15 protein-coding genes are annotated in these 13,713 nt (G+C 69.5%); 7 read left to right on the forward strand and 8 right to left on the reverse strand.

What is annotated here, in order from left to right:
* The first annotated feature begins 11 nt into the window (after nucleotides 1-11).
* Entirely contained in the window at nucleotides 12-1,205 is a 1,194-nt protein-coding gene (locus AC4F3Q_RS12270; RefSeq protein ID WP_491040203.1) for a glycerate kinase, read from the forward strand.
* 143 nt (nucleotides 1,206-1,348) lie between these two features.
* Nucleotides 1,349-1,699 carry an iron-sulfur cluster insertion protein ErpA gene (gene erpA, locus AC4F3Q_RS12275; protein WP_168447241.1) on the forward strand — a complete coding sequence of 117 codons (351 nt, stop codon included), beginning with the start codon at nucleotides 1,349-1,351 and terminating at the stop codon, nucleotides 1,697-1,699.
* A gap of 90 nt (nucleotides 1,700-1,789) precedes the next feature.
* Here the strand turns inward: erpA and AC4F3Q_RS12280 are convergent, their stop codons facing one another.
* Both AC4F3Q_RS12280 and AC4F3Q_RS12285 read right to left on the reverse strand, forming a co-directional pair.
* Nucleotides 1,790-2,017 (reverse strand): sulfurtransferase TusA family protein, encoded by a 228-nt coding sequence (locus tag AC4F3Q_RS12280; protein ID WP_491040204.1) that lies wholly within the window; start codon nucleotides 2,015-2,017, stop codon nucleotides 1,790-1,792.
* A complete protein-coding gene (locus AC4F3Q_RS12285) occupies nucleotides 2,014-3,195 on the reverse strand; it encodes a cysteine desulfurase family protein (protein ID WP_491040205.1) in 1,182 nt (393 codons plus the stop codon). Before AC4F3Q_RS12285 ends, AC4F3Q_RS12280 begins: the two co-directional genes overlap by 4 nt.
* Nucleotides 3,196-3,385: 190 nt before the next feature.
* Between AC4F3Q_RS12285 and ctaC the strand changes: the two genes are divergently transcribed.
* From ctaC to AC4F3Q_RS12300, 3 genes are read left to right on the forward strand one after another with little or no spacing between them, the layout of a single operon-like run.
* Nucleotides 3,386-4,306 (forward strand): aa3-type cytochrome oxidase subunit II, encoded by a 921-nt coding sequence (ctaC, locus tag AC4F3Q_RS12290; protein ID WP_491040206.1) that lies wholly within the window; start codon nucleotides 3,386-3,388, stop codon nucleotides 4,304-4,306.
* Complete coding sequence (ctaD, locus tag AC4F3Q_RS12295; RefSeq protein ID WP_168447245.1) at nucleotides 4,306-6,117, forward strand: aa3-type cytochrome oxidase subunit I; 1,812 nt, start codon at nucleotides 4,306-4,308, stop codon at nucleotides 6,115-6,117. The genes ctaC and ctaD overlap by 1 nt, the downstream gene beginning before the upstream one ends.
* Complete coding sequence (locus tag AC4F3Q_RS12300) at nucleotides 6,114-6,512, forward strand: cytochrome c oxidase subunit 4 (RefSeq protein WP_168447246.1); 399 nt, start codon at nucleotides 6,114-6,116, stop codon at nucleotides 6,510-6,512. Before ctaD ends, AC4F3Q_RS12300 begins: the two co-directional genes overlap by 4 nt.
* Nucleotides 6,513-6,599: 87 nt before the next feature.
* On the opposite strand, the gene AC4F3Q_RS12305 is transcribed toward AC4F3Q_RS12300, so the two are convergent.
* From AC4F3Q_RS12305 to ctaE, 6 genes are all read right to left on the reverse strand, one after another.
* A complete protein-coding gene (locus AC4F3Q_RS12305) occupies nucleotides 6,600-6,800 on the reverse strand; it encodes a hypothetical protein (RefSeq protein WP_491040207.1) in 201 nt (66 codons plus the stop codon).
* A 134-nt stretch (nucleotides 6,801-6,934) separates the two neighbouring features.
* Nucleotides 6,935-7,558 carry a superoxide dismutase gene (locus tag AC4F3Q_RS12310; RefSeq protein ID WP_491040208.1) on the reverse strand — a complete coding sequence of 208 codons (624 nt, stop codon included), beginning with the start codon at nucleotides 7,556-7,558 and terminating at the stop codon, nucleotides 6,935-6,937.
* A gap of 159 nt (nucleotides 7,559-7,717) precedes the next feature.
* Nucleotides 7,718-9,400, reverse strand: a complete 1,683-nt coding sequence (gene qcrB / locus AC4F3Q_RS12315) for a cytochrome bc1 complex cytochrome b subunit (protein WP_491040209.1) — start codon at nucleotides 9,398-9,400, stop codon at nucleotides 7,718-7,720.
* Nucleotides 9,397-10,422, reverse strand: a complete 1,026-nt coding sequence (qcrA, locus tag AC4F3Q_RS12320; protein ID WP_491040210.1) for a cytochrome bc1 complex Rieske iron-sulfur subunit — start codon at nucleotides 10,420-10,422, stop codon at nucleotides 9,397-9,399. The genes qcrB and qcrA overlap by 4 nt, the downstream gene beginning before the upstream one ends.
* Nucleotides 10,419-11,201: a cytochrome bc1 complex diheme cytochrome c subunit gene (gene qcrC / locus AC4F3Q_RS12325; RefSeq protein WP_491040211.1), complete on the reverse strand. Its 783-nt coding sequence runs from the start codon at nucleotides 11,199-11,201 to the stop codon at nucleotides 10,419-10,421. Before qcrC ends, qcrA begins: the two co-directional genes overlap by 4 nt.
* A gap of 47 nt (nucleotides 11,202-11,248) precedes the next feature.
* Nucleotides 11,249-11,908, reverse strand: a complete 660-nt coding sequence (gene ctaE / locus AC4F3Q_RS12330; RefSeq protein WP_168447251.1) for an aa3-type cytochrome oxidase subunit III — start codon at nucleotides 11,906-11,908, stop codon at nucleotides 11,249-11,251.
* 293 nt (nucleotides 11,909-12,201) lie between these two features.
* On the opposite strand from ctaE, the gene AC4F3Q_RS12335 reads away from it, so the two are divergent.
* Together AC4F3Q_RS12335 and trpD are read left to right on the forward strand one after the other, a co-directional pair.
* Nucleotides 12,202-12,630: a response regulator gene (locus AC4F3Q_RS12335; RefSeq protein ID WP_491040212.1), complete on the forward strand. Its 429-nt coding sequence runs from the start codon at nucleotides 12,202-12,204 to the stop codon at nucleotides 12,628-12,630.
* 21 nt (nucleotides 12,631-12,651) lie between these two features.
* On the forward strand, nucleotides 12,652-13,692 hold the full coding sequence (gene trpD, locus AC4F3Q_RS12340; RefSeq protein ID WP_491040250.1) for an anthranilate phosphoribosyltransferase: 1,041 nt from the start codon (nucleotides 12,652-12,654) through the stop codon (nucleotides 13,690-13,692).
* Nucleotides 13,693-13,713: the final 21 nt, after the last annotated feature.

Consider the following 13,713-nt stretch of genomic DNA (forward strand, 5'->3'; position numbering starts at 1 on the left):
ACCATGTGGGCATGCAGGTTCTTGTCATCCCCTCGACCGCCTGGCCTTCCACGGCGGGGGCCCCGGGCGCCCACGTCGCCGACGCTGTCGCCCGGCAGGTCGCTACGGCGTGGGCCCGGGCGGTCCCGCACGCCGACGTGCAGACCGTCCTGCTGAGCGACGGCTCCGCCGGCTTCGCCGAGACCGCACGCGGCCACCTCGCAGACCCTGCCGCCGACGGCGCCGCGCTCTTCCTCGAGACCGCCTCGGTCGCAGCCGCCGAGGCCGCGGCCGTCCGCGACCGCACCGGGGAGGGGGCGGCCGACGTCCTCGCCGAGCACGGCTCGTCCGCGCCGGTCGGCGAGCTCCTCGCAGCCGCGCTCGAGACTCACGCACGCACGATCGTCGTCGGCGCTGGCGACGGTCTCGGGGCCGACACGGCATGGGCCGACGGTGGCGCCGGGATGCTCGCGGCCCTCGCGGAGCGCCTCGGCGTCCCCGGTGCCTCGGACCGGCTGCGCCAGGGCGCCGGTGCCCTCGCGGGGGTCGACGCGCACGACCTGCCTGACCTCCTCGCCCTGCGGGACGCGCTCGCAGGACGCGACGTCGTCGTGGCGCAGCGCGGGGACCGGACCCTCCTCGGGCTCGGCGGCCTCGCCGCCGGGCTCTCCCAGCACGCGGTGTGTGCTGCGTCGACACAGCGGCTCGAGCGCAACCTCGGCGACCTCTCCCTCGCGGTGGGGCGTGCGCGTTCCGGCTCGCTCGTCGGCCGGGACCTCCTGGGCGCGCCCGTCGACGTCGCGACCTCCTCGCCCGATCACCTCGCCCGCGCGCTGGCCGCGACCCCCGGAGCCGCCGCGGGCGGTGGGGTCGGGTTCATGCTCGCCGCGCTCGGCGCGCGCGTCCGGCGCGCGATCGACGTCGTCGCCGACCTCGCGCACCTCCGCGAGAGGATCGCCGCGAGCGACCTCGTCGTCGTCGTCGCGCCCGCGATCGACGCGGCCGAGGTGCACGACGGCGTCCTTCCCGCCGTCGCCGAGGTCGCGCTCGACCATGCTGTGCCCGTCGCCGCCCTCGTCGGGGGGAGCGAGGCGGGCCGCCGCGAGTGGTCCGCGATCGGCGTCGCGGGCGTCCACGAGACCGGTCACGCCGACGCCGCGTGGTGGACCAGCGGCGACGAGGTCGCCGAGCGGGTCGCGCGGGTGGCCCGCACCTGGGTGCTCTGACCTGCCCCGTACCGCAGAGCGGTGGCATTGCTCACCCATCCGCCCGGCACACGGCGGTCCCGCGTACGCTGGTGGGAACAAACCGGAAGGGGGGCTGTGTTGACCATGTGCCCGCCCTTGCCCCAGTGAATGCCGGAGACCTGATGAGCGAGACCACTGAGACCACCACGCACGGCGTCGAGCTGACCGACGTCGCCGCCTCGAAGGTGCGCAGCCTTCTTGAGCAGGAGGGCCGCGACGACCTGCGCCTCCGGGTCGCCGTGCAGCCTGGCGGCTGCTCGGGGCTGATCTACCAGCTCTACTTCGACGAGCGCCTGCTCGACGGCGACGCGACGCGCGACTTCGACGGCGTCGAGGTCGTCGTGGACAAGATGAGCGTCCCGTACCTCGAGGGCGCCACCATCGACTTCGCGGACACGATCGAGAAGCAGGGCTTCACGATCGACAACCCCAACGCGGGCAGCTCGTGCGCCTGCGGGGACTCGTTCAGCTGAGTCGCTGAGCCCTGCACGTCGACGAGGCCGGACCCGCAGGGTCCGGCCTCGTTCGCGTCCCGGGAGGGTTCCCGGGCCCGGGCGCGACGATCAGCCCAGCTCGACGACGATGCGGCGGTAGTCGCCGTGGTCCTCGTCGACGACGAGGGTGTGGCCGCGCATGCGCGCCCACGCGGGTACGTCGGTCGACGCGGCGGGGTCGGTCGTGAGGACGGCGACGTTCGTGCCCGCGGGGAGCTCGGCGGCTGCGGCCGCCAGCCGGATGACCGGCAGCGGGCAGCGCAGCCCGCGGGCGTCGACGTCGGGTGTGGTGCTCACAGGCCCCGCACCCCCAGCTGGTCCCGGACACGGGCGACGCACCCGGGGAGCACCGCGAGGAAGCGGTCGACGTCGTCGGACGTGACGCCGGGGTGCAGCGTGAGGCGCACGTTGCCGTGCGTGAGGACTCCCATCGCGCGCAGCACGTGGCTCGGCTCGAGAGTGAGCGACGTGCACGCGCTGCCGGAGCCGACCGCGAACCCGTGCCGGTCGAGCTCCGTCAGGAGCGCCTCGCCGTCGACGTAGAGGCACGAGAACGTGAGCACGTGGGGGAGCCGTTCGTCCGGGTCGCCGACGACCTCGACGTCAGGCACGAGCCTCGGCACCTCGTCCCGCAGCCTGTCGACGAGCACGGAGAGCCGGGCGGCGGTCTCCTGGCGCTCGGCCATGACGGCCTTGAGCACGACGGCCGCCGCGAAGGCGTTCGCGACGTTGACGCCGCCCGGTGCCCACGGGTCGGCGTCCTCAGGCCCGGTCTGCGCGACTCGCACGCCCTGCCGGACCACGAGCAGCCCGACACCGCGCGGCGCGCCCCAGTCGGCAGGGTCGGCTGCGAGCACGTCCCACGACGACGGCACGTGCGTGTGACCCAGCGACGCGCCGGCATCGACGAGGAGCGGCACACGCGCGGCGCGAGCGGCCTCGTGCACGACGGAGAGCAGCTGTACCGTCCCGACCTCTCCGTTCGCGTGCTGCAGGCACGCGAGGCCCACGCCCGGCTGCGCGACGGCGTCGGCCATCGCGAGGGCGTCGACACGACCGAGGCGGTCGGTGGGGACGAGCGTCACGCCGTCGTCGCCCGCGACGTGGCGCGCGGCCGCGAGGACCGCGGCGCGCTCGACCGCCGACGCCACGACTCGCCGCCCGACGCGGCGTCTGGCGGGTGCGACCGCCGTGACGGCCGCGTGCAGGGACGCGACGTGCGACGGCGTCAGGTGCACCTCTTGCGTGCGGGCGCCGACGAGCGCCGCGAACGTCTCGCGTGCCGCGCCGAGGAGCGTCGCCGCGGTCCTCGCCTCGGAGTGCAGGCGCTCCGGGTTCGACCACCCCTCGGCGGACGCCTGCCGCAAGGCCTCGAGGGCCAGCGGGTGGAGGGGGGCGGCACCCCCGGCGTCGAGGTAGGAGCGCCCGGCGGGTCGCGCGCTCGCAGAGGCGTCAGGGGTGGTCGGTCGGGTCACATCGCAACGCTAACCCGGGCCTGAACGTCCCTTGGTGACAAATACCGGGCAACCGCCATGACCTCGGGCATCTTCCTGGGATGAAGGTCCCTCCCGAGGCGCTAGGCTCGGACTGTCGAGGACCAAGGTCCCAGTGCTGTGCCGTCCGGCCGGATGGCGCGGACCTGGGACGTGACGTGAAAGGCCTCCCTTGCACTCGCACACTTCTCCCAGTCGTCAGCAGCGCGGCATCCTCCGGCGGCTGAGCGCACCTGCGCTCGCCGCCACGCTCGTGCTGCTCGTCTCCGGCTGCTCCGAGGCGACCCAGCGCGGCTTCATGCCCGGGTACTCCGACGGCCCCGTGACGAACCACACCGACCGCATCACGTCGCTGTGGGTCGGCTCGTGGATCGCGCTCCTCGTCGTCGGTCTCATCACCTGGGGCCTCATGCTCTGGTGCGCGATCGCCTACCGGAAGCGCAAGAACGACCACACGCTGCCGATCCAGACGCGCTACCACGTGCCTCTCGAGATGATGTACACCGTCATCCCGCTCGTGATGATCGGCGTGTTCTTCTTCTACACGCAGCGCGACATGACCGAGATCCGTTCGCTCGACGCCGAGCCGGACGTGACCATCCAGGTCGTCGGCAAGCAGTGGAGCTGGGACATCAACTACCTCGACGACGACGTCTACTTCGACGGTCAGCACGCGAAGGACGTCTCGGTGCTCGGCGGCGACACGAGCCTCGACGGGCAGCCGGGCACCGACGTGTCCCTCCCGACGCTGTACCTCCCGGTCGGCGAGCAGGTCGAGCTGGTCCTCGACTCACGCGACGTCATCCACTCGTTCTGGGTGCCGGCGTTCCTCGACAAGCTCGACATGATCCCCGGCCGTACGAACCGCATGCAGATCATCCCTGAGCGCATCGGCTACTACGCCGGCAAGTGCGCCGAGCTCTGCGGTGAGCACCACTCCGGGATGCTCTTCAACGTCGCGGTCGTGTCGCGTGCCGACTACGACGCCCACATGGACGAGCTGCGCGCCGCAGGCAAGACGGGCGCTCTCGGTCTCGACCTGAACCGGCAGCAGGACGCCGCCGACCTGACCCAGACGGAGGAGCAGCACTGATGGAAGCCCAGCAGAACGTCCCCGGGCTCCAGCCGACCCGTCAGACCCTGGGTCGGACGGTCGTCAAGTGGGTCACGTCGACCGACCACAAGACCATCGGGTACATGTACCTGATCACGTCGTTCATCTTCTTCTGCATCGGGGGCCTCATGGCCCTCGTGATCCGTGCCGAGCTCTTCGAGCCCGGAATCTCGGTCGTGCAGAGCAAGGAGCAGTACAACCAGCTCTTCACGATGCACGGCACGATCATGCTGCTGCTGTTCGCCACGCCGCTCTTCGCCGGTTTCGCGAACTTCATCATGCCGCTCCAGATCGGCGCGCCTGACGTCGCGTTCCCGCGACTCAACATGTTCGCGTACTGGATCTACCTCTTCGGCGGCATCATCGCCGTCTCCGGCTTCTTCACGCGCCAGGGTGCCGCCTCGTTCGGCTGGTTCGCGTACGCGCCGCTGTCCAACGCGACCTTCAGCCCGGGGCTCGGTGGAGACCTGTGGGTGTTCGGCCTCGCCATGACGGGTTTCGGCACCATCCTCGGCGCGGTCAACTTCATCACCACCGCCATCACGATGCGCGCACCGGGCATGACCATGTTCCGCATGCCGATCTTCTCGTGGGCGACGCTCGTCACGAGCATCCTCGTGCTCATGGCGTTCCCGCCGCTCGCGGCCGCGCTGTTCGGCCTGGGGGCCGACCGCCGCCTCGGCGCGCAGATCTTCAACCCGGAGACGGGCGGCGCCATCCTGTGGCAGCACCTCTTCTGGTTCTTCGGGCACCCTGAGGTCTACATCATCGCGCTGCCCTTCTTCGGCATCATCACCGAGGTGATCCCGGTCTTCAGCCGCAAGCCGCTGTTCGGCTACAAGGGCATGGTCTTCGCGATCATCGCGATCGCCGCGCTGTCCGTGACCGTGTGGGCCCACCACATGTACGTCACCGGCGCCGTGCTCCTGCCGTTCTTCTCGCTCATGACGATGCTCATCGCCGTGCCGACCGGGGTGAAGTTCTTCAACTGGATCGGCACGATGTGGCGCGGGAAGATCACGTTCGAGACGCCCATGCTCTGGGCGATGGGCTTCCTCGTGACGTTCCTCTTCGGTGGTCTGACCGGCGTCATCCTCTCGAGCCCGGCCCTCGACTTCCACATCTCTGACACGTACTTCGTCGTCGCCCACTTCCACTACGTGGTCTTCGGCACCGTCGTGTTCGCGATGTTCTCCGGCTTCTACTTCTGGTGGCCCAAGTTCACCGGTCGCATGCTCAACGAGAAGCTCGGCAAGATCCACTTCTGGTCGCTGTTCATCGGCTTCCACATGACGTTCCTCGTCCAGCACTGGCTGGGTGTGGCGGGCATGCCGCGTCGTTACCCGGACTACATGCCGGAGGAGGGCTTCACCTGGATGAACCAGGTCTCGACGATCGGCTCGTTCCTTCTTGCGGCTTCGACGCTCCCGTTCCTCTGGAACGTGTACGTCACCTGGCGCAAGGCGCCCAAGGTGGCGATCGACGACCCGTGGGGCTTCGGCTCCTCCCTCGAGTGGGCGACGTCCTGCCCGCCGCCGCGCCACAACTTCACGTCCCTGCCGCGCATCCGTTCGGAGCGCCCCGCCTTCGACCTCCACCACCCTGAGGTCGCGGCGATGGACCACGTGGAAGGCAGCTCGAACGTGCTCGACCAGATCTATGCCGACGCGGACCGCCGCGGCGAGAACGGTGACCTCGCCAACAAGATGGCCTCCGGTGAGCAGGAGCCGGAGCAGTCGTCGATCAAGGTCATCGACGCCGAGCGCCCCCACGAAGGAGACACGAAGTGAAGATCGAGACCAACCTCTTCTTCTGGCTCGCGCCCTTCTTCCTGGTCGTCACGGCCGTCTACGCGCTCATGAGCGACTTCGAGCCGGTCGGCTCGGTCTGCCTCCTGCTGCTCGTGGGGCTCTCCGGCATGATCGCGGCCTATCTCCGGGTGACCGCACGTCAGATGGATGCCCGTCCGGAGGACGACCCGCACGGTGAGATCGAGCAGGGTGCCGGCGACCAGGGCATCTTCGCCCCGTGGAGCTGGTGGCCGCTCGTCCTCGCCTTCGCGGCGAGCATCTGCTTCCTGGGCCTCGCAGTCGGCTGGTGGGTCTTCTACATCGGTGCCGCGGTCAGCGTGATCGCGCTCGTCGGCTGGGTCTTCGAGTTCTCCCGCGGGCAGCACGCCCACTGACGCCACGCACCACGACACGGCAAGAGGGCCGGTACCGACCACATGGTCGGTACCGGCCCTCTCGCCATGTTTGGGACGAGGGTGCCTCTACGCGCGCTCCAGGCGCACGGTGCCGTCCGGTGCTACGACGCGGCGGTACCCGGACCGGATCTGCTCGGCGCTCGTCTGCTGAGCGTCTGTGACGGGCCGTCGCGGCTCGACGTAGTTGCCCACCTGTGCGGGCCCGAGGATCTTGGCGAGCTTGTTGGTGATCGCTCGGCCGCGGGTCACCTTCTCGGCGTCGTGCATCGTCTCTCCTCCTTCAGTCGCGCGCACCGGCGCCCGACCAGGTCGGTGGCGCTGGGGAGCGCCCGGGGTCCTTGCAGCAGATGCACGTGAGGGGACGCCGCGGCAGGCGGCGTCCCCTCACGGTGCTGGGTTCGTCAGGGGACGAGGAGCCCCTCGCCCTGCGTCCGTGCGCGTGCGAAGCGGGCCGCGACGTCGGACCAGCTCACGATGTTCCAGAACGCCTTGACGTAGTCAGCCTTGACGTTGACGTAGTCGAGGTAGAAGGCGTGCTCCCACATGTCGAGGAGGAGCAGCGGCACGATGCCGATCGGCAGGTTGCCCTGCTGGTCGTAGAGCTGGACGATGATCAGCTTCTTGCCGAGCGTGTCCCAGGCCAGGATGGACCAGCCGGAGCCCTGGATCCCGACGGCGTTCGCGGCGAAGTGCTTCTTGAACGCGTCGAACGAGCCGAAGAACTCGGTGATCGCTGCGCCGAGCTCACCGTCAGGCTCGCCACCGCCCTCGGGGGAGAGGTTCTGCCAGAAGATCGAGTGGTTGACGTGCCCGCCGAGGTTGAACGCGAGGTTCTTCTCGAGCAGGTTCACGGTGCCGAAGGACTCGTTCGCGCGGGCCTCGGCGAGCTGCTCGAGGGCCGTGTTGGCGCCAGCGACGTAGGCCGCGTGGTGCTTCGAGTGGTGCAGCTCCATGATCCGGCCGGAGATGTGCGGGTCGAGAGCTCCGTAGTCGTAGCCGAGGTCGGGAAGGGTGTAGTCCGCCATGGTCGTCTCCTCCGTGGTGCTGGGCCCCGGGCTGTCGCGCCGGAGCTGTGGATGGCTGCTCGTCGGCACACGGGCCGCACGAGGGTAAGACATCGGGCCCTGCCTGCCGGCGAACCGGAGGGCAGGGCCCGGGGTCATAGGTTCAACACAACCGCGTGATCAGTGATTCCGCACGTCCGTCTCAGGACCGTTCTCGATCAGCGGACGCTCGTCGGAGCCGGGCAGCGCGTCGTGCTGGCCGTGCGAGTGGGCCGCGGCCAGCTCGGCCGGGGTGACCGGCTCGACGCGGTCCTCGTAGAAGAACCGGGAGAGTCGCTGCCACCGCTTGTCGGCCGCGTAGCCCTTGCGGCGGACACCACGAGAGTCCTCGGCCGGCTCGATCTCGAGCGGGCGGTAGACGTGGTGGCCGACGCGCAGCCAGCGCTCCTGCTCGTCGAGCGGGGTGTGCACCTCGACGTACTCGCCGTTGTCGAAACGGACGATGCGACCGGACTCGTGACCGTGGAGCACGAGCTCGCGGTCCTTGCGCTGCAGGCTCAGGCAGATGCGCTTCGTGATCCAGAAGCCGAGCACGGGGCCGGCGAAGAACAGGACGCGGAACGTCCAGGTGATCGTGTTGATCGACATGTGGAAGTGCGTCGCGATCAGGTCGTTCGACCCTGCGAGCACGAGGATCACGAACGCGGTCAGCAGCGCCACCCCGAGGCCGGTACGGACCGGGACGTTGCGCGGACGGTCGAGCACGTGGTGCTCGCCCTTGTCGCCCGAGACGCGCGCCTCGATGAACGGGTACAGCGCAAGAGCCGTGAACAGGATGCCGGGGATCACGACACCCGGAACGAGGATGTTGATCGGGATCGTGAACCCACCCACGACCCACTCCCAGCCCGGCATGAGGCGCAGCGCGCCCTCGAGGAAGAGCATGTACCAGTCAGGCTGGGCGCCGGCGGACACGGGCGAGGGGTCGTACGGACCGTAGTTCCACACGTTGTTGATCGCGAGCGTCGAACCCATGAGAGCGAGCACGCCGAACACGACGAAGAAGAAGCCACCAGCCTTGGCTACGTACACGGGGAACAGCGGGAAGCCGACCACGTTCTTGTCGCTGCGGCCGCCGCCCGGGTACTGCGTGTGCTTGTGCACGACGACCATGAGCAGGTGCAGACCGACGAACGCGAGGATCAGCGCGGGGATCAGCAGGATGTGCACCGTGAAGAGCCGCGGGATGATGTGCTCGCCCGGGAACTCCCCACCGAAGAGGATGTACGAGGCATAGGCGCCGATGATCGGGATCGACTTCGCCACGCCGTCGGCGATGCGCAGACCGTTGCCGGAGAGCACGTCGTCGGGGAGCGAGTAGCCGGAGAAGCCAGCGAGCAGGCCGAGGATCATGAGCGTGAAGCCGACGACCCAGTTGAGCTCGCGGGGCTTGCGGAACGCGCCGGTGAAGAAGACGCGCATCATGTGGGTGACGATCGACGCCATGAAGAGCAGCGCGGCCCAGTGGTGGATCTGGCGCATCAGCAGGCCGCCGCGCACCTCGAACGAGAGGTGCAGCGTCGACGCGAAGGCCTCGGACATCTCGACGCCCTGCATGGCGACGGGCAGCGAGTCCTCGGGGTACGTGATGAGCCCCATGGACGGCACGAAGAACATCGTGAGGAAGCCGCCGCTGATGAGGAGCACGACGAACGAGTAGAGCGCGATCTCGCCGAGCAGGAACGACCAGTGGTCAGGGAAGACCTTGCGGGCAAACTCCTTGACGGCCTTGCCGACGCCGGTGCGCTGGTCGAGGTAGTCGACGGCACCGCCGAGCTTGGTCTCGGGTGCAGTGGTGGTCATCGCAGACGCTCCCAGTAGCTCGGGCCGATGGGCTCGGCGAAGTCGTCCTGGGCGATCAGGTAGCCCTCGTCGTCGACGGTGATCGGCAGCTGGGGGAGCGGCCGGTTCGCCGGGCCGAACACGACCTTGGCGCCGTCGGCGACGTCGAACGTCGACTGGTGGCAGGGGCAGAGCAGGTGGTGCGTCTGCTGCTCGTAGAGCGCCACCGGGCAGCCCACGTGGGTGCAGATCTTCGAATACGCGACGATGCCGTTGTAGGCCCAGCTCTCGCGGCCCGGGACGTGCTTGAGGTCGCGCTCGTCGAGACGGACCAGGAGGACGACGGCCTTCGCCTTCTCCTCCATCCAGTGCTCGTGGTCGCGCAGTCCGTCAGGGATGACGTGGAAGACGGAGCCGATCGTCACGTCGGACGCCTTGATCGGGTCGCCCGACGGGTCCTTGGCGAGACGGGTGCCCTTGCGCCAGATCGTGTGCTTGAACTTGGAGATCTTCCAGTCGCCGCCGACGGAGCCGATGAGCGGCACCGCGATCGTCAGCGGGAAGAGCGCGACGGCCGAGAGGACGGCGCCCTTGAGCACGCCGCGGCGGCCGATGCCGGAGTCCTTGGCGCCGTCCGCCAGCGCCTGGATCGCGTCACGACGGGTCTCGCTGTCGCTCGCGATGGGCTTGCGCTTCTCGGCGACCTCGTGGTCAGACATGAGGGTCTTGGCCCAGTGGACTGCCGCGAGGCCGATGCCGAGCAGGGAGATCGCGAGGCACAGCCCGAGCGCGAGGTTGGCGTTCCGGACGGACGCCGTCGTCTCCCCGGGCGTGATCACGAAGTACGCGACCAGGCTGCCGATGGTGCCGAGGACCGAGAGGGCGAAGAGGACGACGACCTGGCGCTCCGCGCGCTTGTCGGCCTTCGGGTCGAGGTCGGCCTGACGGTACTTGTGCTCGGGCAGCCCCGGGTCCTCGAAGGTCTCGGGGACGCTCGAGGCGCTCTGCGCCGTGAGGTCGCGGGAGTTGTCGTGCGTGCTCACGAGGACTTCGCTCCGATCCAGACTGCGGCTCCGATCAGGAGGCCCATGCCGATGACGAACACCCAGAGGCCCTCGGACACCGGTCCGAGAGAGCCGAGGGTCAGGCCGCCGGCAGAACCCTCACGCTGCTCCACGAGGAACGAGATGACGTCACGCTTCTCCTCGGGGGAGAGGTTCGCGTCGTTGAAGACGGGCATCGACTGCGGGCCCGTGAGCATCGCCTGGTAGAGGTTGGTGGGCGTGGTGTCCCACAGCGCCGGAGCGAACTTTCCCTCCGAGAGCGCACCACCCGCGCCGACGGCGTTGTGGCACATCGCGCAGTTGGTGCGGAACAGGGCCGCGCCGTTCGCCGAGTTGCCGAGGGCCGGATCCACCATCTCGGCGGTCGGAACCGTGGGGCCGGCGCCGAGCGTCGCGACGTAGGCCGCGAGCTGGTCGACCTGCTCGTCCGTGAACTGGCCGGGCTTGATGGGGGCCTGCGGCCCGCTCATCTGCATCGGCATGCGGCCGGTGCTGACCTGGAAGTTGACCGATGCCGCGCCGACGCCGACGAGCGACGGGCCGTCCTCGGTGCCTCCGGCGCTGGGACCGTGGCAGGTGGCGCAGTTGGCCTGGAAGAGCTGCTTGCCCTTCTCGACGTCAGCCACGCTCGCAGAGTTGTCTGCCTGCGCGGTGCTCGGGGCGACGGCAGCGTAGATGCCACCGGTGGCCAGCAGCGCCAGCAGCAGCAGCACGACCGGCGCGAACCGGTGGTGGCGGCGGGCGGCGAGTGCCTTCACGGAATGATCCTCGTCTCGCAGTGGGTGGGGAAGGGGAGGAGCAGGCGTCAGCGAAGCCCGTAGATGACCAGGAACAGGCCGATCCAGACGACGTCGACGAAGTGCCAGTAGTACGAGGTGACGATCGCCGTCGTGGCCTCGTGGTGACCGAACTTCTTCGCGGAGAAGGAGCGGCCGAGCACGAAGAGGAACGCGATGAGGCCGCCGACGACGTGAAGGCCGTGGAACCCGGTCGCGAGGAAGAAGACCGACCCGTAGGCCGTCGAGGAGATCGTCACGCCGTGCTGGACGAGCTCGGCGTACTCGAAGACCTGGCCGGCGACGAAGATCGAGCCGAGGATGAAGGTCAGGACGAACCACTCGTTCATGCCCCAGCGGGTGATCTGGAACAGGCGACCGCTGCGCTCGGGCTGGAACCGCTCGGCGGCGATGACGCCGAACTGGCACGTCACGGACGACAGCACCAGGACGGTCGTGTTCGCGATCGCGAACGGGATCGCCAGGTGGGCGGAGTTCTCCGCCCACTCCTGGGCGGGCATGACCGATCGGTGCGTGAAGTACATCGCGAACAGGCCGGCGAAGAACATGAGCTCGCTCGCGAGCCACACGATCGTCCCCACCGAGACCGGGTTCGGTCGGTTCACCGCGGCGTGAGCCGTGGGCGTCGGGGTGCTGGAGGCAGCGGTTGCAGTCGTCACGGCAGCCATTATTGCCGACAACGAGGCAGGTTGGGGCCATTGGACCTAGGAGATCCGCTCGGACGTGGCCCACAATGGGCGCGGAGGCGTCTAGCAACCCGCCAAACCATGCGGAATCCGCGAGATTCCGGCGATTTTGGTGACGAAGCAACGAATAGTGTCAGCCTGTCTCTATCGGGGTGTCACGGGGCCCGAACGGGCTTCCTGACGTGTCAAGATGCTGACAGGAGAGCCCTCCTGCGACCGATCCGCGAGCCCGTCCGGGTGGCGCGGTGCCCGACCGATCTGCAAAGGCGATGACGATGTCGACCCAGGACCAGACGTCCACGAGCGTTCCGAGCGACCGCGCCCCGCGCATCCTCCTGCACAGCGACGACCTGACGATCCGCGAGCAGGTGCGTCTCGCGGTCGGGCCGCGTCTGCGCTCGGGCGCACCGGCGATCGAGTGGACCGAGGTCGCGACCGCAGACGCGATCCTGGACCGCCAGGACCTGGGCGCGTTCGACCTGGTTATCCTCGACGGCGAGGCCGACAAGGTCGGCGGCATGGGACTGTGCCGCCAGCTCAAGAACGAGGTCTACGCGTGCCCGCCCGTCGTGGTGCTGCTCGGTCGGCCCCAGGACAGCTGGTTGGCGTCGTGGTCCCTCGCCGACGGCACCGTGTCGCGACCTCTCGACCCGATCACCGTGCAGCGTGTCGTCGCCGAACAGCTTGGCGCCACCGCGGCCTGACGTTAGGAAACGCTCGTGGACATGTCCTGGCCCGACCTTCTGAGCATCGTGGTCTCGGGCGAGGACCTGAGCCGCGAGCAGGCCGCCTGGGCCATGGATCGCGTGATGGACGGTGACGTGTCCCCGGTCCGGCTCGCGAGCCTCCTGGTCGCGCTGCGGACGAAGGGCGAGAGCACGCAGGAGCTCGTGGGCCTCGCGGAGTCGATGGTCGGGCACGCGGTACCGCTCGACGTCGACGCGTCGCGCGCCGTCGACATCGTCGGCACAGGCGGTGACCGCGCGTTCACGGTGAACATCTCGACGATGGCGTCGATCGTGATCGCCGGCACGGGGCTGCGCGTCGTCAAGCACGGCAACCGTGCGTCGAGCTCGGCCTCGGGCTCGGCGGACGTCTTGGAGGCGCTCGGTGTGCGGCTCGACCATGCTCCCGAGCGGGTCGCGGAGATCTTCACCGAGGCGGGCATCACGTTCTGCTTCGCGCCGACCTTCCACCCAGCGATGCGGCACGCGGCGATCGCGCGGCGCGAGATGGGGATCGGCACGGCGTTCAACTTCCTGGGACCGCTGACGAACCCTGCGAGCCCCCACGCGACCGCGGTCGGCTGCGCCGACCTGCGGATGGCGCCGCTCATGGCGGGCGTCTTCGCGGCGCGCGGCACGTCGGCGCTCGTGTTCCGTGGCGACGACGGTCTCGACGAGCTCGCAGCGACGGGGACGGCGCGGGTGTGGGAGGTGCGCGCCGGCGACGTCGTCGAGAGCGAGCTCGACCCGGCATCCGACCTGGGCCTCGCGCGGATCACGGTCGAGGATCTGCGTGGCGGCGACGCCGTGCACAACGCTGGCGTGGCACGCGCGGTGCTCGCGGGCGAGGCTGGACCTGTCCGGGAGACGGTCCTGCTGAACGCGGCAGCTGCGATCGTCGCCGACGGGAGCCTGCCAGGTACCAGCGAGGGCTCGCTCGCGACGCGGCTGGCGGCGGCGTACGCCCACGCTGAGGCTGCTCTCGACTCTGGGGCGGCGAACGACGTCCTCGATCGCTGGTCGAGCGCGAGCGCCCGCTGAAGCGAGACGCGCCGCGGGGCG

It is taken from the genome of Flavimobilis sp. BM9 (assembly GCF_058313055.1).

What these genes read in the sequence shown, in the direction of transcription:
- AC4F3Q_RS12270 (WP_491040203.1), top strand. Translation starts at nt 12, where the DNA reads ATGCAGGTTCTTGTCATCCCCTCGACCGCCTGGCCTTCCACGGCGGGG.
- erpA (WP_168447241.1), top strand. Translation starts at nt 1,349, where the DNA reads ATGAGCGAGACCACTGAGACCACCACGCACGGCGTCGAGCTGACCGAC.
- ctaD (WP_168447245.1), top strand. Translation starts at nt 4,306, where the DNA reads ATGGAAGCCCAGCAGAACGTCCCCGGGCTCCAGCCGACCCGTCAGACC.
- AC4F3Q_RS12305 (WP_491040207.1), bottom strand. Translation starts at nt 6,800, where the DNA reads ATGCACGACGCCGAGAAGGTGACCCGCGGCCGAGCGATCACCAACAAG.
- AC4F3Q_RS12310 (WP_491040208.1), bottom strand. Translation starts at nt 7,558, where the DNA reads ATGGCGGACTACACCCTTCCCGACCTCGGCTACGACTACGGAGCTCTC.
- qcrB (WP_491040209.1), bottom strand. Translation starts at nt 9,400, where the DNA reads ATGACCACCACTGCACCCGAGACCAAGCTCGGCGGTGCCGTCGACTAC.
- ctaE (WP_168447251.1), bottom strand. Translation starts at nt 11,908, where the DNA reads ATGGCTGCCGTGACGACTGCAACCGCTGCCTCCAGCACCCCGACGCCC.
- AC4F3Q_RS12335 (WP_491040212.1), top strand. Translation starts at nt 12,202, where the DNA reads ATGTCGACCCAGGACCAGACGTCCACGAGCGTTCCGAGCGACCGCGCC.
- trpD (WP_491040250.1), top strand. Translation starts at nt 12,652, where the DNA reads ATGTCCTGGCCCGACCTTCTGAGCATCGTGGTCTCGGGCGAGGACCTG.